Source organism: Nonomuraea wenchangensis (assembly GCF_900111685.1).
Lineage (GTDB): Bacteria > Actinomycetota > Actinomycetes > Streptosporangiales > Streptosporangiaceae > Nonomuraea > Nonomuraea wenchangensis.
Genome location: NZ_FOHX01000005.1, coordinates 221,431 through 238,516 on the forward strand (window position 1 = coordinate 221,431; position 17,086 = coordinate 238,516).

The window sequence follows — 17,086 nt, forward strand, 5'->3', positions numbered from 1 at the left end:
CGCCGGCCTCAGGCCATCTGGTTGTCCACGAAGCACCAGCGCCAGCTCTCGCCGGGCTCGAACGACTGGATCACCGGATGCCGGGTGTCGTGGAAGTGGGCGGTGGCGTGCTTGCCCGGCGAGGAGTCGCAGCAGCCGATGTGGCCGCACTCCAGGCAGCGCCGCAGATGCACCCATCGGCCGCCCGCCGCCAGGCACTCCTCGCAGCCTTCGGGAGTGCGCGCCGCCGGGTCATCGGACTGGGAAAAATGCTCGCACATAGCCATATCAACCATCCTATTACTCGGTGACCGGAGCGATCACCCGGCGTTCTTCCTGCTCACCGCCCTTGCGGCCGGCCGTCCTCCGGGGGTCGGCCGTCCTCCGAGGGCCGGCCGTCCTCCGAGGGCCGGCTGTCCCCTGAGGGTCGGCCGTCCGCGTCCGGAGGCGTCTCCGCCTGGCTCTCCCGCTCCGGATCGGCGTCGGGACGGCAGTGGGAGGCGCAGCCTCCGAAGCGGGCCCGGTCGATCGGGGTGAAGGACGACGGAGGGACGTTCCGCAGTGCCGCGATCATCGTCGCCTTCCAGATCGGCCCGGGAAGGCTGGCCCCCGCCACGATCCCGTAGCGGCGCCCGCCGATCGTCACCCCCACCAGCTTGTGCCGCTGCGAGCCGCGCGGGTCCCCGATGCTCACCGCCGCCGCCAGATCCGGGGTGAAACCGGCGAACCAGGCGGTCGCGTAGCCGTCGGTGGTGCCGGTCTTGCCGGCCGCGTCCCGGCCGATGCCGCCGACGCCGCTCATCGTGCCCTTGGTGAAGACGCCGGACAGCACGTCGGCCGTGGCGTCCGCGACGGCCGGTTCGAGGGCCTGGCGGCACTTCGGCCGGTAACGAGCGGTCTTGCCGTTTCTGTCGGTGATGGCGGTGATGGCCATCGGCGCGCAGTAGGTGCCGCGTGCCGCGATCGCCGCGTACGCGGTGGCCACGGTGACCGGGTCCATCTCGTTGATGCCGAGCGTGAACGTCTCGTACTCCTGGAGCGCGCGCCCGTCCGCGCGGCGGATGCCGAGCGACTTGGCCGTGGTCACCGTCTCGCAGAGGCCGACCCGGCGCTCCAGCTCCATGAAGAACGTGTTCACCGACCCCCACGTGCCCGTCCTGAGGGTCTTCCAGCCGGGGGAGCCCTCGTCGTTGGTGACGGTGTGGGACGGATCGCCGATGTTCTCGCCCGCGCAGTTCTTGAACGTCGCGTACGCCGGCGCGCGGTAACCCGCGCCCACGGTGAACCCGTCGTCCACCTTCATGCCCTGCTTCAGCGCGCTGATCAGGGTGAACGTCTTGAACGTCGAGCCCGCCTGGAACCCGGCCCCGCCGCCGTGCGCCGCGTCGGCGACCACGTTGTACGAGATCTCGTGGCGTGCCGCGCGGTTGCCGTACGGGCGGCTGGCCGCCATCGCCTCGATCGCGCCGGTGCCCGGCCGGACCAGGGCCTCGGCGGCGACGGCGTGGTCGGAGGCGTGGACGTAGGCGCGGATCGCCCGCTCGGCGGCGGCCTGCTTGGCCGGGTCGAGGGTCGTCCTGATGGTGAGGCCGCCGCGGTTCAGCGCGGCGAGGCGGGACTTGGCGGTCCGGCCGAAGTCGGGGTTGTTGAGGATCTCCTGGCGGACGTACAGGCAAAAATAGGGATATTTGCTGGCTTCGCAGCCGCCGGGAAGCTTCGTGCCCTTGTAGCCGAGCTTGGTGCGCTTCGCCCGGTCGGCCGCCGCCCGCGTGATCTTCCCCAGCTCCGCCATCCGGTCGAGCACCACGTTGCGCCGCTTCAGCAGGCGGTCGCGCTGCTCGCGTCCCAGGTTGGGGTCCGTCGCGTTCGGGTCCTGCACGGCGCCGGCCAGCGTGGCGGCCTGCGGCAGGGTCAGGCGGGCGGCGTGGACGCCGAAGAAGCGTTTGGCCGCCGCCTCGACGCCGTACGCCCCGGCGCCGAAGTACGCGATGTTCAGATATTTCTCAAGAATCTGGTCCTTGGTGTACTTCTTCTCCATGCCCATCGCGTAACGCAGCTCGTTCAGCTTGCGCGTGTAGCTGGCCTCCAGGGCGGCCTCCCGCTCGGCGTCGGTGCCGGCGGAGTTGAGTAGCACCTGCTTGACGTACTGCTGGGTGATGCTCGAACCGCCCTGCGCGACCTTGCCCGCCCGCAGGTTCGTGGCGAGCGCGCGCAGCGTGCCCTCCACGTCGATGGCGCCGTGCTCGTAGAAGCGGTAGTCCTCGATCGCCACGATGGCCGTCTTCATGACCTCGGCGATGGCGTCGAAGCCGACCACCTCGCGGTACTCCTCGTAGAAGCGCGCGATCTCGCGGCCCTTCGCGTCCCGCACGATCGTGACCTCGGCGGGCGGCGGCTCGACCAGGTCGACCGGCTTGAGGTCCACCTCGCCGGCCGCCGCCACCAGCCCGAACCCGGCCCCGCCCACGGCCGGGACGGTGATCCCGGCCACGAGCACGCCCGCCGCGGCCCCCGCGGCGGCCAGACGTACGATCTTCGTCCCCCGGCCCGCCATCAGAGCCTGCCGAGCCCGCGGGCGAGCACGGTCGCGGTCTTGGCGAGCACCTTGTCGTCCACCGAGGGCGTCGATCGGGTGGTGTAGACGGCCATGATGATCGGGGCGGCCGCCTTGTCGGGCCAGACGACGGCGATGTCGTTGGCGCCGCCGATCTCGGAGTTCGTGCCGGTCTTGTCGCCGATCGTCCAGCTCTTGGGCAGGCCGGCGCGGATGCGCGTGTCCCCGGTCCGGTTGGCCCGCAGCCAGCCGATGAGCCGCTGCCGGTCCTTGGCGTTCAGCGCGTCGCCCCAGGTGAGCAGGCGCAGGTCGCGGGAGATGGCGGCGGGCGTGGTGGTGTCCCGCTTGTCCTTCGCGCTCCAGTCGTTCAGCTCGGTCTCCCAGCGGTCGAGGCGCGAGACCGGGTCCTTCAGCGACCGGAAGTAGCGGGTGAGCCCGGCCGGGCCGCCGACCTGCTTGAGCACCATGTTGCCCGCGGTGTTGTCGCTGAGGGTGATGGCCGCCTCGCAGAGCTGGGCGACGGTCAGTCCGTCCGCGACGTGCTTCTCCGTCGTCGGCGAGTTGGGCTTGAGCTCGGCCTTTGTCCACTTGACGACCTTGTCCATCAGGCCGGGCGCGGACGTGCTCGCCTTGTGCAGCGCCGCCGCGCAGACGGGCGCCTTGAACGTGGACAGCAGCGGGAACCGCTCGCCCGAACGGTAGGCGACCGTGCGGCCGGTGGCGGTGTCGATGGCGTACGCCCCGATCCGTCCCTTGTAGGACTTCTCCAGCGCCCGCAGCTCCTTCGTCACCAGCGCCTGCCCGCCCTGGAGCGGCCCGGCCTCGGCCTCCGTCGTCGCGGCCGAGGCCGTCGCCGTCCCCAGGCTGCTCCCGGCGAGGAGCGTGGCCGCGAGGGCGGCGGCGAGGCGGCGAGGGGAGGCGTGTCGCATGTCATCGGTCCTAACAGTCGTCCGTCAGAGGGCAGCAGCACACCAGACCGGATCACAGGGTGTCCAATAGCGATATCGGAAATCGGTGGATATCCAAACCGATATCAACGCTGGTCGGAAGCGCAGCAGATTTCGGCAAGCGCGGCCCGACAGGCGCTTGGGTAGGGTCTGGGCATGCGACTCCCCAAGAGCCGGTTGCTGTCCCTCGCGGGTCTCTCCGCCCTCGCCCTCGCCGTCGCGGGATGCGGCGAGGTCAACCAGACCATCGACAAGGCCCAGGCGTGCCTGGAGGCGCCGAAGATCGTCGCGGACCTGGGCGCGCAGATCAGCAAGCTCACCAACGATCCCCAGGCCATGGACAAGGCGCTCGACGACGCCGCGGCCAAGCTCGGCGACGTGGCCGACAAGGCCGCCAACACCACGATCAAGGAGGCCTCCGACAACCTGGCCGACAAGCTGAGCGGCATCTCGGTCCAGAACGTCAACGACGCCGTCGACGCGGCCCAGAAGGTGGGCAAGGAGACGGTCGCTTACCTGGAGACGGTCCGGCAGGCCTGCACCAACTGACCGGGTGGGCAATCCCGCCTTCTCTAGGGGAAAAGTGGACGAATTACCGTTTTTCCCATGGAACCCGACCCGCGTTTTACCTTGGCCAATGAACGCACCTTCCTCACCTGGCTGAGCACGGCGCTGGCGCTCAGCGCGGGCGGGGTGGCGATGGCGGCGTTGCCCGCCGACGTGTTCGTCCCGTGGATCCGTACCGCGCTGGCCGTCCTGCTCGTCGCGCTCTCGGCGCTGGCCGCCGGCCTGGCCTATCCGCGCTGGCGCAACATCCAGCGCGCCCTGCGCGCCCAGGCGCCGCTCCCGCCGCCCGCGCTCGCCGCCGTGTTCGGCTACGGCGTGGCGCTGGTGGCGGTCATCGCGCTCGTCCTCGTCCTGCTCGCGGCCTGACGGAGGTACGGGGGCATGGCGAGCGCTCCGGAGGAGGAGGTCTGGGACAGCGGCCTGCAGAGTGAGCGGACCCGCCTGGCCTGGGTGCGCACGGCGGTGCTGCTGGCCACCGGCGGGCTCGGCGCGGCCGGGATCACGCTGCGCAACGGCCTGCCGGTCGCCGCGGTGGCGGTGTTCGCGACGGCCTCGTTCTGCGGCGCCGTGCTGCTCATCAGGACGCGCGCCCGCTACCGCCGGGTGCAGGCGGCGCTGCACGGCGGCCGGCCCCTCGACCACGGCGCGGACGTGCTGGTCGCCTGGCTCGGCACGCTCTGCGTGGTCCTGGGTGCGGTCGTCTTCGTCTGGTCGCGTGCCCTCTGACCTGCACGGAAGCCGGAAAGACCGGTTTGCGTGATCTGGCCTCCAGGGCGGACACTCGGATGAGGGGGTGATTTCGTTGGAGGAAGAACGCCGGATCGTGCCCTTCGAGTGTCGCAGCTGCTGGCACGTGTGGGAGGAGGACTACCTCGTCCGGCACGTCGAGGACGCCCACGGCAACGAGGCGACGCTCTGGTTGCGCGACGGGATCGCGGTCCCGCCGCCCTCCCCGGGGGCCAGGTGCCCGAGGTGCGGCTGCGAGCAGGCCACCACGTTCCCCGAGGGTTATCTGCTGCACCATCCCGAGCTGATCCCGTCGGACGCGGCGGCGGCGCCCGACGAGACGCCGTTGCTGAGCCCCGTCCCGAGGCCGCTCTATTAGCGGCAAACCTGATGGTTGGTGAGCTTTCCCTGACGTCAGGTGTCAGAAGACCGCCTTGTCGGTCCAATGTGACCAGGCGGACACTGAGGGCGAACGGCGATCCGCGGTCGGGGGTGATCTTCGTGCCCGAAGGGTTCGAGACCCGGGTGTCATGGCCTTTCGAGTGCCTGCGCTGCCTGCACGTGTGGGAGGAGGACTACCTGCTCCGCACCGTCATCGACGCGCGCGGCAACGAGACGCAGATCTGGCTGAGCTCCGGTGTGGCGGTGCAGCCGCCCTGGTCAGGGCCGTCCTGCCCGGGCTGCGGCGCCTACCGGGTCACCTCGTTCCCGTCCGGCTACCTGAGCCGCCACCCCGAGTTGGTGGCGGCCCAGGAACCGGACCCCGGCCCCGTACGGGTGCCGGGGATCAAGCCGCCCGACCGGGTGGCCGCCGTGCAGCGGGCCACCCTGCCAGGACGGCTGCTGGTGGCGCTCGGGATGCCCATCGCGTTGTTCGTCGGCTACGAGCTGTATGCCGCGATCGTGAAGCCCGTGCACCACTGACGGATCAGCTGCTCAGACTGTCCAGCCACGCCTGGTGCAGGCCGGCGAACCGGCCCGCGGAGGCGATGAGCCGGTCCGGCGGCCCGTCCTCGACGATCTCGCCGCGGTCCATGACCAGCACCCGGTCGGCGATCTCGACGGTCGACAGCCGGTGCGCGATGATCAGCGCCGTACGGTCGGCCAGGATGGTCCGCAGCGCGCGCTGCACCAGCCGCTCGCTCGGCACGTCGAGGCTGGAGGTCGCCTCGTCGAGGATGAGCACCGCGGGGTCGGCCAGGAACGCCCGCGCGAACGCGATGAGCTGGCGCTGCCCCGCGGACATCCGGCCGCCGCGCTTGCCGACCTCGGTGTCGTAGCCGTCGGGCAGGTTCGTGACGAACTCGTGCGCGCCGATCGCCTTGGCGGCCTCGCGCACCTCCCGGTCGGAGGCCCCCGGCCGGCCGAACCTGATGTTGTCCGCCACCGTGCCGCTGAACAGGAAGTTCTCCTGGGTCACCATGACCACGGCCCCGCGCAGCGTCGGCTCGTCCAGCGTGCGCAGGTCCACGCCGTCGAGCAGCACCCGGCCCTCGGTCGGGTCGTAGAAGCGCGAGATCAGCTTGGCGAGCGTCGTCTTGCCCGCGCCCGTCGAGCCGACCAGCGCCACCGTCTGCCCGGCCGGGACCGTCAGGTCGAGGTCGGGCAGGATCGGCATCTCCTCCACGTAGGCGAACCTGACGTGCTCGAAGCGGATCCGGCCGCGCGCCCGGCCCTGCGGCAGCGGCTGCGGATCGCGCGGCTCGGGCACCGACGGCTCCTCCTCCAGCACGCCCGACAGCTTCTCCAGGGCGGCGCTCGCCGACTGCAGTGTGTTGTAGAACTGGCTGACCTCCTGCATCGGCTCGTAGAACTGGCGCAGGTAGAGCAGGAACGCGGCGAGCACGCCGACCTTGACCTCGTCGTGCAGCGCCAGGTAGCCGCCGTAGAGCAGCACCCCGCCGACCGTGAGGTTGCCGACCAGCCTGATGCCGGTCATGAACGTCGCGCCGAGCTTCATGCCGCCGGCGTTGGCGTCCCGGTAGTCGTCGTTGAGCTGCTCGAAGATCTCCTGGTTGCGCGGCTCCCTGCGGAAGGCCTGCACCGCGCGGATGCCGGTCATCGACTCCACGAAGTGAACGATCACCAAGGCGACCGTCTCACGGGTGCGCCGGTAGACGATGGCCGACTGCCGGCGGAACCAGCGGGTGAACAGCAGCAGCAACGGCAGCGGGACGAGCGCCATCAGGCCGAGGTGCGCGTCCAGCACCAGCAGCAGCACGGCGGTGCCGACCATGGTCAGCAGGGCCCGTACGAGTGCGTCGAAGCCCGACTGCAGCAGCTCGGCGATGCTCTCGATGTCCGAGGTGAGCCGCGAGATGACCCGCCCCGAGGTGTACTTCTCGTGGAAGCTCAGCGACAGGCGCTGGAAGTGGTCGAAGACCCGGCGGCGCAGCTCCAGCAGGGTGTTCTGGCCGATCCGGCCCGACATGTTGAGGAACGCCTGCCTGGTCACCGCCTGGACGAGGGTGGAGAACAGGATCACCCCGACCACGGTCAGCAGGACCGCCGGGCCGTCGCCGCGGGCGAGCGGCGGGATGCCCTCGTCGATGCCGATCGAGACCAGGAACGGGATCGACAGCCCGGCCGCGCTGGAGACCACGATGGTGGCCACGAGCAGCGCGATCTGCTTGCGGTAGGGCCGCAGCAGCGCGCCGAGCAGCCGCCGCGACCGGTCGCGCAGCAGGACGGAGACCTTCTCCGGCAGCTCGTCCTGGTCCTCGGAGGCGACCCCGCGCCAGGACGCGCGCGAGGACCCGGTGGTGGTGCTCATCGCAGCGCTCCTTCCGAGGCGTCGTCGAGGTCGGCGTCCTGGGCCAGCAGCGCGCGGTATTCGGGCACCTCGGCCAGCAGCTCGTGGTGCTGCCCGACATGGGTGATCGTGCCGTCGCGCAGCAGCGCCACCTTGTCGGCCAGCAGCACGGTGGAGGCGCGGTGGGCGACCACGATGCCGGTCGCGTCGCGCAGCACGTGCCGCAGCGCCTCCTCGACCAGCGCCTCGGTCTCGACGTCGAGTGCGGAAAGGGTGTCGTCGAGGACGAGGATGCGCGGCCTGCTGAGCACGGCGCGGGCCAGGGCCAGGCGCTGGCGCTGGCCGCCGGACAGGGACAGGCCCTGCTCGCCGATGCGTGTGTCGAGCCCCCACGGCAGGTCGTGGACGAACCCGGCCTGCGCGGTGCGGATGGCCTCGGCCAGCTCCTCCTCGGTGGCGTCGGGCCGGCCGAGCATGAGGTTCTCGCGCACGCTCATCGAGAACAGCGTCGGCTCCTCGAACGCCGTGGCCACCACCGTACGCAGGGTGGTGAGCTCCAGGTCGCGCACGTCGTGCCCGTCGATCGTGACGCGGCCCTCGGTCGGGTCGAGCAGGCGGGGCACCAGCGCCGTCAGCGTCGTCTTGCCCGCGCCGGTCGGGCCCACGATCGCCACGGTCTCGCCGGGCCGCACCTCCAGCCGGACGTCGCGCAGCACCGGCCGGTCGGCGCCGGGGAAGCTGAACCCGACGCCCTCGAAACGCAGGTGGCCGCGGGGCCGATCGATGGTCTCGGTGCCGCTCTCGATGGACGGGACGGTGTCCATGACCTCCATGAGACGGTCGGCCGAGGTCATCGCCTCCTGGGCCATCGCCAGGATGTAGCCGAGGCTCGCGATCGGCCACACGAGCTGCAGCATCAGCGTGGTGAAGGCGACCAGCGCGCCCAGCGTCAGCCCGCCGCCGCCGACCGCGAGCGCGCCGAGCAGCAGCACCAGGGCGAGCGTGACGTTGGGGATCACCTCAAGGAAGGCGAAGAAGCGGGCCGACATGCGCACCTTGGCCAGCGAGGTGTCGTACACCTTGAGCGCGGCGTCGTCGAAGCGGTCGTAGACGTGGTGGCGGCGGCCGAACGCCTTGATGGTGCGGATGCCGAGCGCGGACTCCTCCACGAGCGTGGCGAGGTCGCCCTGCTCGTCCTGGACCTGGCGGGAGATGCGGATGTAGCGCTTCTCGAAGCGCAGCGAGGTCCACACGATCGGTACGGCCGAGGCGAGCACCAGCAGCCCGAGCGGCCAGTACATGTTGAGCAGCAGCACGGTGACGGTGATGAGCTGCAGGATGTTCATGACCAGGAACAGCAGGCCGAAGCCGAGGAAACGGCGGATGGTCGACAGGTCCGTGGTCGCCCGCGACAGGAGCTGACCCGACTGCCAGTCGCCGTGGAAGCGCATGGGCAGCCGCTGCAGGTGCTGGTAGAGGTCGTCGCGGATGGCGGTCTCCAGGCCGAGCACCGGTTTGACCTGGGCCCACCGCCGCAGCCAGATCAGCATGGCCTCGACCACGCCGACGCCGAGCGCGAGCAGCCCGAGGGGGAGCAGCGCGCCCGCGTCCTTGTGGTAGACGGGGCCGTCGATGACCTGTTTGCTGATCAGGGGGAGGGCGATGCTCGCGCCTATGCCGATGATCGCCGACAGCCAGATGAAGATCAGTCTGACGACGTAGGGGCGGAGGTAGGACTTCATCCGCCACAGGGAGTTGGAGGAAAGTGAGGAGAGCAGGGGACGGCGAGGTATGTCAGTGTCGGGAGGCATCCCTTCAAGGCTAATACCGACGATCAACCGATTTTTTGTGGCCCGGAGGTGCGTTTCACGTATGTGACGTGGGAAAACGTGAACGATCATGCACGAAGCGCGACGTCGCCGCTCCCGCCACAGGACTACAGGGTGACGTCCTCGCCCTGCTTGAGCGCGGCGACCTCGTAGGTCTCGGCGGCGGCCGCGTCCTGGAAGCGGGCCAGCTCGCCTGGCCTGGTTTCGTAGAAGCCGTCGATGTGGAACCCGTCGTAGTGGATCGGCACCGCGATCCGCGCTCCGAGCAGGCGCGCGGCCACGGCGGCCTGGCCGGCGTCGAGCGAGGCCGGATAGGGGCTCGGCGGCAGGCAGTGCGGGAAGCACACGGTCGGCCCGTTGACGGGGACGAGCACGGCGTCGAACGGCCCGAACCGGTGCGCGGCGCGCCACCAGTAGCCGTGGAACATGCTGTCGCCGAGGTGCAGCACGCGCTTGCCGCCCGCCTCGACGGCCCACGACACCTGCGGATCCCCCAGGGTGTCGACGGCCGGCACGGCGGAGATCGTGAAGGGGCCGATCGTGACGGTCTCCCACAGGCTCATGGGACGCCGGGGCAGCCCGTGGGCGTCGAGCTCGCGGTCGGCCTTGAGCGTCCACAGGTTCTCGTGGTCGTCGCCGCCGAAGGACGCGGGATGCAGCACCAGCCCGCCGGGGCGGAGCGCCGCGGCCAGGGCGCCGGCGTCGGTGTGGTCCCGGTGCAGGTGGGTGCAGAGGCCGGCGAGCACGTCGCCCTCGGTGCGCGGCCGGACGACCTCCGGCAGCGGCGCCGACAGCGGAGTGCCCTCCAGCACCCCCTCAGGGCGGCCGAGCAGGTCGATCACCACGCTGTGGCCCCCGGACTCGATCTCGGCCCCGGCCCAGCCCAGCCATCGGACGCGCATGTGCGGCCTCCCTTTAGCAAACGATCGTTCGATATCGAGGTGAGCGTACGATCGTTTGCTAAACTCGTCAACCATGAGGAACTCCGCCGAGGCGGCCCAGGCGACCCGCGAGCGCATCGTCGCCACCGGCGTGCTCAGGGCCTCCGCCGACGGCCTGCACGGGCTGACCATCGGCTCCCTGGCCGGCGACCTCGGCATGAGCAAGGCCGGCGTCGTCGGTCCCTTCGGCTCCCGCGCCGCGCTGCAGCTCGCCGTGCTGGCCAGGGCGGCCGACCTGTTCGCCGCCGCCGTCGTCGAGCCGGGCCTGCGGGCCGAGCCCGGCCTGCCGCGCCTACGCGCGGTCGTCGACCGCTGGTGCGACTACCTGGAGAGCAGCCCGTTCCCCAACGGGTGCTTCGTCACCGCCGCGTCCTGCGAGCTGGACGCCCGGCCGGGCGAGCTGCGCGACCTCCTCCTCGCCACGGTCGTCCGCTGGCGGGCCTTCCTGCGCGAGCAGATCGTGCTCGCGCAGGAGGCGGGCGACCTCGCCGCGACGCCGGACCCTGACGACCTCGTGGCGGCGCTCACGGGCATCGCGATGGCGGCCAACCAGGAGATCCAGCTCCTTGCCGACCCCGCCGCTCCGGCCCGCGCGCGCCGCCTCATGCTGGCGGCCCTGGAGCGCGCGCCGGGTTAGGCGCCGGCCTCGCCGAGGGCGATGGTGCCGGCGACCTCGGCGTGCCGGTCCGCCTCCTCCTGGGCGAAGCGCTCGGCGTCGACCTGGTCGGCGATCTCCTCGTCCTGGCGCATGAGCGCCTCCAGCGACTGGCCGGCCATGTCCAGCACGCCCATATCCGCGTACGCCTGCCGCAGCCGCGGGCTCCACAGCCCGATGTCCTTGACGCACGGCACGATCCTGCTGAACAGCAGCGAGCGGAACAGCCGCAGGTACTCCGAGTGCTCCGTGGCCTCCATCGCCTCGGCGACCTCGGACGGCGACAGGCCGAGGCGTTCCCAGGTCTCCTCGCCGCGCAGCCGGTCGCGCATGAGGTAGCAGCCCTCGATGACGAAGTCCTCGCGCTCGCGCAACTCGCTCTCCGACAGGTTCCTGTAGTAGTCGCGCAGGGCCATCCGGCCGAAGGCGACGTGCCGGGCCTCGTCCTGCATCACGTACGCGAGGATCTGCTTGGGCAGCGGCTTGGTCGTGATGTCGCGCATCACCCCGAACGCCGCCAGCGCCAGCCCCTCGATGAGCACCTGCATGCCGAGGTAGGGCATGTCCCAGCGCGAGTCGCCGAGGGTACTGTCGAGCAGCGCCTTCAGGTGCTGGTTGATCGGGTAGGCGAGCCCCACCTTCTCCTGGAGGAACCGGGCGTAGGTCTCGGCGTGGCGGGCCTCGTCCATGGTCTGGGTGGCGGCGTAGAACTTGGAGTCGAGGTCGGGCACCGACTCGACGATCTTGGCCGAGCAGATCATCGCGCCCTGCTCGCCGTGCAGGAACTGGGAGAACTGCCAGGCGGCGCCGTGCCGGCGCACCTCCTGGCGGGTCCGCTCGTCCATCCGCTCCCAGAGCGGCGTGCCATGGATGGCGATCGTCTCGTCGGGGATGCCGAGCACGTTGTACGGATCGACCTCAAGGTCCCAGTCGATGCGCTTCACGGAGTCCCACTGCTTGTCCTTGCCCTTCTGGTACAGGGCGAGCATGCGGTCGCGGCCGTCGTCGTACTCCCAGGTGAACCGGCTGGCGCCGGACATCTGGACGTCCCAGGTGGAGAGGCCGGCGGGGATGGTGTAGAGATCGTGGGTCGACATCTGACCTCCGCGGGGAGATGACGTACACCGTACGTTCTCTCGTGAGAGTTGCACGTACGCTGTACGGCGGTCAATAGAATGAGCCATGCCCACGAAGCCGCTCTCCCGGGCCAGGATCGTCGCGGCCGCCATCGACCTCATCGAGCGCGAGGGCGCGGACGCGGTCTCGATGCGCCGCATCGCCGCCGAGCTGGGCGTCGGCGTGATGTCCCTCTACAACCACGTGCCCAGCAAGGACGCCCTGCTCAGCGGCGTGGCCGAGGCGGTGCTGAGCGAGATCGAGTTCACCGACGACCCCGGCGCGCACTGGGCCGACCGGGTGCGCGTGCAGGCGCGGGCCTTCCGGCAGATCGCCTCCCTCTACCCGCGCTCGACGATGGTGGTGGTCAGCAGGCAGCTCCACTCCGCCGCCGGGCTGCTGCCGGTCGAGCGGGCGCTCGCCACGCTGCGCAGCGCCGGGTTCGACGGCGCGGAGGCGGTGAGCATGCTGCGGGTGTTCATCGCGTACATCGTGGGGTCGCTGCTCCGGGAGGTCGGGGTGACGCCGGCGTTCGCGCCCGTGAGCGCCCCGGCGGTCCCGTCGGCGGGCGTGGATCCCGCGCTGTTCCCCGAGGTCGGCGCGATGGCGTCGCTGCTCGGCACATGCGATCACGAGGAGGAGTTCGAGTTCGGGCTGGAGATGCTCATCCAGGCCGCCACGGCCCGCGCGCCGGGCGGCGGGCAGACCGGGGGGCAGACCGGCAAGCAGGTCAGCCGGGAGGGCACCCGTTGAGCGGGCGCCCTCCCGGGCACCGTCAATACCAGTTGTGCGACCTCCAGTGTCCCCATGCGCCGCACGGCCTGCCGTAGCGTCCCTTGATGTAGGCGAGGCCCCAGCGGATCTGCGTCTCCGGGTTGGACCGCCAGTCGCGGCCGGCGCCGCTCATCTTGCCCGCGGGCAGCGCCTGCGGGATGCCGTACGCGCCGGACGAGCGGTTGTAGGCGTGATGGTTCCAGTTGCTCTCCCTGGTCCAGAGCTGGTCCAGGCAGCGGAATTCCCTGAGGTTCCACGATCGCTGGACGACGTGGCCGAGGGCGATCCGCTTGTTTCTGTTGGCCGGCACGACGGCCGGGATGACGGGTTGCGCGGATGTCGTCCACGTCCTGGTTCTGATCGGGAACGGCGTCTCCGCCGTGCCCGCCCAGGCCGTGGGCGTGGTGATCGTGCTGAGCATGATGACGGGCGCGGTGAACGCGGTCAGGCCGATGATCGTGCCGCCGCGCGCGCGTTTGCTGTCCAAGGCGATCCTTGCTTCCGGGCCGCGTGCGGACGGGCGCCCCGCAGAAGGGGCGCCCTGCCGCTTCGCGTACGTGGCGCGCACGCGAAGGGGTCCGCCGGCTCTCCGGGATCCTGATTCCGCCCGATCCCGCTGGGCGGCCCGGAGGGCACCGCGACGTGTCCTTTAGCACGATTCCTATTACGCCGTGTCACCACGGGTCATACATCGGGACACGCGAAGGACAGGGCTTTGTGTGATCGTTGCGGATAAAAGGCGGCCTCGCTGGGCCGGTATTGCCGGGCCTGTCGCGGTGCTGACGGGGTCTTGCCGCAAAGAGCGGACAATCCTGGGGTTTGGGTCAGTACCAGTTGTGGGAGAGGAAGTGTCCCCACGCGCCGCACGGCGTGCCGTACCGCTGCTTGATATATCCGAGGCCCCATTTGATCTGGGTGCGGGGGTTGGTGCGCCAGTCGCGGCCCTTTGAGGACATCTTGACGCCGGGGAGCGCCTGCGGGATGCCGTAGGCGCCGGAGCCGTTCGCGGCCCGGTGGTTCCAGCCGCTCTCGCGGGTCCAGAGCCGCTCCAGGCACCTGAACTGGATGACGTTCCAGCCGCGCGCGGCCACCATGGGCTTGGCGATCGACTTGTTCCTGCTGCTCGTGCTCGTCTGGGAGCTCTGCGCCTGTGCGGCCGAGGCGCCGCCCGCCGCCACCAGGGTGGCGGTCAGGACGAGGACGCCGGTACGGCGGAGCATGGGCATGGATTCCCTTTCGAAGGTGACATGGACCGCGCCACCCTGCCCGATAAGCACCTTTCGTCGCGAATTGACCATGAAAGCGTAGATCGTTAGTAAAGCCTGGCGTGTCTCACTGTCCAGGGGTTTTGTCAGCTGAATGAGGGCTGCGTCACATTTCGCCGGGACTGACCGCCGAGCGGGGTTCTGTATCGTCGGATCATGAGCCTCAGTGACATCCCGCTCCGCACGCTCGCCGACGCACCCACCACGCTCCGCGAGCTCACGGCGGGCCGCCCCGCCCTCATCGTCAACGTGGCCTCCCGCTGCGGCCTGACGCCGCAGTACAGCGGCCTGGTCCAGCTCCAGGAGCAGTACGGCCCGCGCGGCCTCACCGTCATCGGCGTGCCGTGCAACCAGTTCGCCGGGCAGGAGCCGGGGTCGGCGGAGGAGATCCAGACCTTCTGCGCCACGACGTACGGCGTGGACTTCCCGCTCCTCGCCAAGACCGAGGTCAACGGCCCCGACCGGCACCCGCTCTACGCGGAGCTCACCCAACTGGCCGACGCCGAGGGCGAGGCCGGCGACGTGCAGTGGAACTTCGAGAAGTTCCTGGTCGACGGCGAGGGCGCCCCGGTCGCCCGCTTCCGCCCCCGCACTGCGCCGGAGGACCCGGCCGTCACCACGGCCATCGACAAGCTCCTGAGCTGACGGCAATCGTCCGGTTACGGTACGCGATTTCCGCTGCGGGGTATCGGTGATCCATGACGAGCAACCCGTACGCAGGAGCTCCCTTCGGATACGCCGCCGAGCCCGCCGCCGCGCCCTACTCCATCGTCGAGCTGATGCCCGGCGTCCGCAACGCGCTGGACTACCTGCGGCTGCGGGCCGGGGAGCGGGTGCTGCTCATGATGGAGCACGCCGTCGACCCGGTCGTGGTGCAGGCGTTCGCGGCGGCGGCCGCGTTCCGTGACGCGGACGTGCGGATCCTGTCGGTGCCGCCGTTCAGCGCCGGCGGATGGGACAGGGAGGCGCCGCTCGCCGTCGAGACCGCCGCCTTCCGCGCGGCCGACGTCGTCATCGCCGGCACGTGGTGGGGCGAGGTGCACACGGCCCCGCTGTTCTTCGACCAGATCAAAGCACGCTCCTCGCGCTGGCTGTCGCTGCACATGACGGCCACCGCCGGGGCGCTGCTGACCGGCGCCCGGCTGCCCGCCGAGGTCTTCTACGCCCTGCTGCGGCGGACGCTGGCGCGGCTCTCGCCGGCCCGCTCGATCCGGGTGACCTCCGAGAGGGGCACCGACGTCACCTACTCGGGGTTCACCTTCGACCCCGATCCGGGGGCGATGCGGCCGGGGGACTGGCGGCCCTTCCCGTACGGCGGCGCCAACTTCTGGCCCACGGACACCGAAGGCGTGATCGTCATCGAGGACTCCACGGTCACCGGCGTGCCCGAGGAGCCGCTGCGCGTCACGCTGGAGGGCAACCTGGTCCGCAAGATCGAGGGTGGCATGGCCGCCGAGCAGCTGCGCCGCTACGCGCCCGGCGGCTTCTACATGCGCCACGGCCTCCTCGGGCTCAACCCGAAGGTACGCGTGGCGGGCGGCGCCCAGTTCGAGCGGGAGAAGCACGCGGGCGCCTTCTACTGCGGCATCGACGGGCTGACCGACGGCGTGCCGGTCACGACCGGGCCCGGCTTCGCCCACTGCGACATCCAGGTGGACCGGCCGACGATGCTGGTCGACGGCGAGCTGTTCATCGAGCGGGGGCGGCTGCTGCTGCTCGACGATCCGGAGATCAGGGAGGTGGCGGCGCGGTTCGGGCCGCCGGAGGTCGTCCTGGACGACAACCCGACGATGATCCTGCCGCGCCGCTACACCGAAGCCGGACAGGGAACGGACGCGGCGGCGGAGCCGGTCAGCGGCGCGGGCCGCAGCTTCCCCGGATGATCAGCTCGGTCGGCAGCACCACCGTGCGCGGCCGGCGGACGCCCGGCCGCAGCACCAGCTCGGCGGCCCGGTAGCCCATGTCGCGCCCCGGCTGCGCGATCACCGTCAGCGGAGGGGAGCAGAGCTCGGCCCATGGCACGTCGTCGTACATGACGAGCGAGACGTCCCGCGGCACCCGCAGGTCGAGCTCCCTGGCCGCCAGCACCGCCGCCTCGCCGAGCACGTTGCCCCCGGCCACCACCGCCGTCAGGTCGGGACGGCTCTGGAACAGCCCGGAGGCCGCCGCGTAGGCGGAGTCGCGGCTGCCGGTGGCGAAGACCACCAGCTCCTCGTCCACCGGCGTGCCCACCGCCTCGCGGAAGGCCGCCACCCGCCGGTCGTGCCCGGGGCCGCCGAGGAAGGCGATGCGCCGGTGCCCGAGGCCGCGCAGGTAGCGCACGGCGGTGCGGATGCCCGCGCGGTCGTCGGCCAGCACGGACGGCGCCTCCGGCGGGCGCGGGCGGACGGCGGGGGACAGGCCGTCGAGGCGCATGAGGTCGTCCACGGCGTCCTGCTGCTCCTCCTCGGCGGGCCGCGCGGGCAGGCGGTCGGCGAAGACCACCGTCATCCCCGCCCGTACGGCCGGCGCCCAGGTCTCGGCGTCGCCCGTGGGGACCGCGATCAGCCGGTCGACGCTCTGCTCCAGCAGCATCCCGATCAGCTCGGACTCCTGCTCGGGGTCGTCGCCGGTGGAGCCGACCACCACCGGCTCGCCGGTGGAGCGGGCGCAGGCGAGCACGCCCTCGGCGAGCTGGCCGTAGAAGGTGTCGGTGAGGTCGGGGACGAGCAGGCCCATGCCGCCGGTGCGGCGCTGGCGCAGGTTGCGCCCGAGCGCGCTCGGGCGGTAGTCGAGCTGCGCGGCGACGGCGAGCACGCGCTCGCGCGTGTGGGGGCTGGCCGAGCCGCCGGACAGCACCCTGGAGACGGTCGCGACGCCCACGCCGGCCGCCTCGGCCACATCCTTGATCGTCGCCCGCTTCTCCATGGAAACGATTCCATCATGGTTTCCGCCAAGAGGGAAGTTGCGGGCGTCGGCAACGCCTGGTCACACGGGAACTC

The 17,086-nt window shown here is 71.1% G+C and carries 19 protein-coding genes; 9 read left to right on the forward strand and 10 right to left on the reverse strand.

Going from position 1 to position 17,086, the window contains the following annotated elements; all coding sequences use genetic code 11:
* Positions 1-8: 8 nt before the first annotated feature.
* The 3 genes from BMW85_RS16840 to bla are packed head-to-tail and all read right to left on the reverse strand — an operon-like array spanning position 9 to position 3,462.
* Complete coding sequence (locus BMW85_RS16840) at positions 9-266, reverse strand: ubiquitin carboxyl-terminal hydrolase 14 (RefSeq protein WP_177240718.1); 258 nt, start codon at positions 264-266, stop codon at positions 9-11.
* A gap of 53 nt (positions 267-319) precedes the next feature.
* A complete protein-coding gene (locus BMW85_RS16845; RefSeq protein ID WP_245774848.1) occupies positions 320-2,533 on the reverse strand; it encodes a transglycosylase domain-containing protein in 2,214 nt (737 codons plus the stop codon).
* On the reverse strand, positions 2,533-3,462 hold the full coding sequence (bla, locus tag BMW85_RS16850) for a class A beta-lactamase (RefSeq protein WP_091082244.1): 930 nt from the start codon (positions 3,460-3,462) through the stop codon (positions 2,533-2,535). Before bla ends, BMW85_RS16845 begins: the two co-directional genes overlap by 1 nt.
* A gap of 174 nt (positions 3,463-3,636) precedes the next feature.
* Between bla and BMW85_RS16855 the strand changes: the two genes are divergently transcribed.
* The 5 genes from BMW85_RS16855 (at position 3,637) to BMW85_RS16875 (ending at position 5,697) form a co-directional block, all read left to right on the forward strand.
* On the forward strand, positions 3,637-4,029 hold the full coding sequence (locus tag BMW85_RS16855; RefSeq protein WP_245774849.1) for a DUF8711 family protein: 393 nt from the start codon (positions 3,637-3,639) through the stop codon (positions 4,027-4,029).
* A gap of 57 nt (positions 4,030-4,086) precedes the next feature.
* Positions 4,087-4,413 (forward strand): YidH family protein, encoded by a 327-nt coding sequence (locus tag BMW85_RS16860; RefSeq protein ID WP_091082248.1) that lies wholly within the window; start codon positions 4,087-4,089, stop codon positions 4,411-4,413.
* Between the two features lie 15 nt (positions 4,414-4,428).
* Positions 4,429-4,773: a DUF202 domain-containing protein gene (locus BMW85_RS16865; RefSeq protein ID WP_091082250.1), complete on the forward strand. Its 345-nt coding sequence runs from the start codon at positions 4,429-4,431 to the stop codon at positions 4,771-4,773.
* Positions 4,774-4,849: 76 nt separating this feature from the next.
* Complete coding sequence (locus tag BMW85_RS16870) at positions 4,850-5,152, forward strand: hypothetical protein (protein ID WP_218155815.1); 303 nt, start codon at positions 4,850-4,852, stop codon at positions 5,150-5,152.
* Between the two features lie 122 nt (positions 5,153-5,274).
* Positions 5,275-5,697, forward strand: a complete 423-nt coding sequence (locus BMW85_RS16875; protein ID WP_143082314.1) for a hypothetical protein — start codon at positions 5,275-5,277, stop codon at positions 5,695-5,697.
* A 4-nt stretch (positions 5,698-5,701) separates the two neighbouring features.
* On the opposite strand, the gene BMW85_RS16880 is transcribed toward BMW85_RS16875, so the two are convergent.
* The 3 genes from BMW85_RS16880 to BMW85_RS16890 form a co-directional block, all read right to left on the reverse strand.
* Positions 5,702-7,546, reverse strand: a complete 1,845-nt coding sequence (locus BMW85_RS16880) for an ABC transporter ATP-binding protein (protein ID WP_091082255.1) — start codon at positions 7,544-7,546, stop codon at positions 5,702-5,704.
* On the reverse strand, positions 7,543-9,267 hold the full coding sequence (locus BMW85_RS16885; protein ID WP_091082256.1) for an ABC transporter ATP-binding protein: 1,725 nt from the start codon (positions 9,265-9,267) through the stop codon (positions 7,543-7,545). The genes BMW85_RS16880 and BMW85_RS16885 overlap by 4 nt, the downstream gene beginning before the upstream one ends.
* Positions 9,268-9,461: 194 nt before the next feature.
* Positions 9,462-10,256 (reverse strand): MBL fold metallo-hydrolase, encoded by a 795-nt coding sequence (locus BMW85_RS16890; RefSeq protein ID WP_091082258.1) that lies wholly within the window; start codon positions 10,254-10,256, stop codon positions 9,462-9,464.
* Between the two features lie 73 nt (positions 10,257-10,329).
* Between BMW85_RS16890 and BMW85_RS16895 the strand changes: the two genes are divergently transcribed.
* Positions 10,330-10,932, forward strand: coding sequence for a TetR/AcrR family transcriptional regulator (locus tag BMW85_RS16895; RefSeq protein WP_091082259.1), 603 nt, complete (start codon positions 10,330-10,332; stop codon positions 10,930-10,932).
* Here BMW85_RS16895 and BMW85_RS16900 read toward each other — a convergent pair.
* Entirely contained in the window at positions 10,929-12,047 is a 1,119-nt protein-coding gene (locus BMW85_RS16900) for a ferritin-like domain-containing protein (RefSeq protein ID WP_091082261.1), read from the reverse strand. The genes BMW85_RS16895 and BMW85_RS16900 overlap by 4 nt on opposite strands.
* Positions 12,048-12,132: 85 nt before the next feature.
* Here BMW85_RS16900 and BMW85_RS16905 point away from each other — a divergent pair, with 85 nt between their 5' ends.
* The gene (locus BMW85_RS16905; RefSeq protein ID WP_245774850.1) at positions 12,133-12,819 is read left to right on the forward strand and encodes a TetR/AcrR family transcriptional regulator; all 687 of its coding nucleotides are present in this window, start codon (positions 12,133-12,135) and stop codon (positions 12,817-12,819) included.
* 22 nt (positions 12,820-12,841) lie between these two features.
* On the opposite strand, the gene BMW85_RS48485 is transcribed toward BMW85_RS16905, so the two are convergent.
* Both BMW85_RS48485 and BMW85_RS16915 read right to left on the reverse strand, forming a co-directional pair.
* Positions 12,842-13,327, reverse strand: coding sequence for an aggregation-promoting factor C-terminal-like domain-containing protein (locus BMW85_RS48485; protein ID WP_245774851.1), 486 nt, complete (start codon positions 13,325-13,327; stop codon positions 12,842-12,844).
* 337 nt (positions 13,328-13,664) lie between these two features.
* Positions 13,665-14,060: an aggregation-promoting factor C-terminal-like domain-containing protein gene (locus BMW85_RS16915; RefSeq protein ID WP_091082889.1), complete on the reverse strand. Its 396-nt coding sequence runs from the start codon at positions 14,058-14,060 to the stop codon at positions 13,665-13,667.
* Between the two features lie 201 nt (positions 14,061-14,261).
* Between BMW85_RS16915 and BMW85_RS16920 the strand changes: the two genes are divergently transcribed.
* Complete coding sequence (locus tag BMW85_RS16920; RefSeq protein WP_091082263.1) at positions 14,262-14,750, forward strand: glutathione peroxidase; 489 nt, start codon at positions 14,262-14,264, stop codon at positions 14,748-14,750.
* 53 nt (positions 14,751-14,803) lie between these two features.
* Positions 14,804-15,988 (forward strand): 2,5-dihydroxypyridine 5,6-dioxygenase NicX family protein, encoded by a 1,185-nt coding sequence (locus tag BMW85_RS16925; protein ID WP_177240720.1) that lies wholly within the window; start codon positions 14,804-14,806, stop codon positions 15,986-15,988.
* Here BMW85_RS16925 and BMW85_RS16930 read toward each other — a convergent pair.
* Complete coding sequence (locus tag BMW85_RS16930) at positions 15,957-17,012, reverse strand: LacI family DNA-binding transcriptional regulator (protein WP_091082264.1); 1,056 nt, start codon at positions 17,010-17,012, stop codon at positions 15,957-15,959. The two genes, BMW85_RS16925 and BMW85_RS16930, sit on opposite strands and share 32 nt — an antisense overlap.
* Positions 17,013-17,086 lie beyond the last annotated feature (74 nt).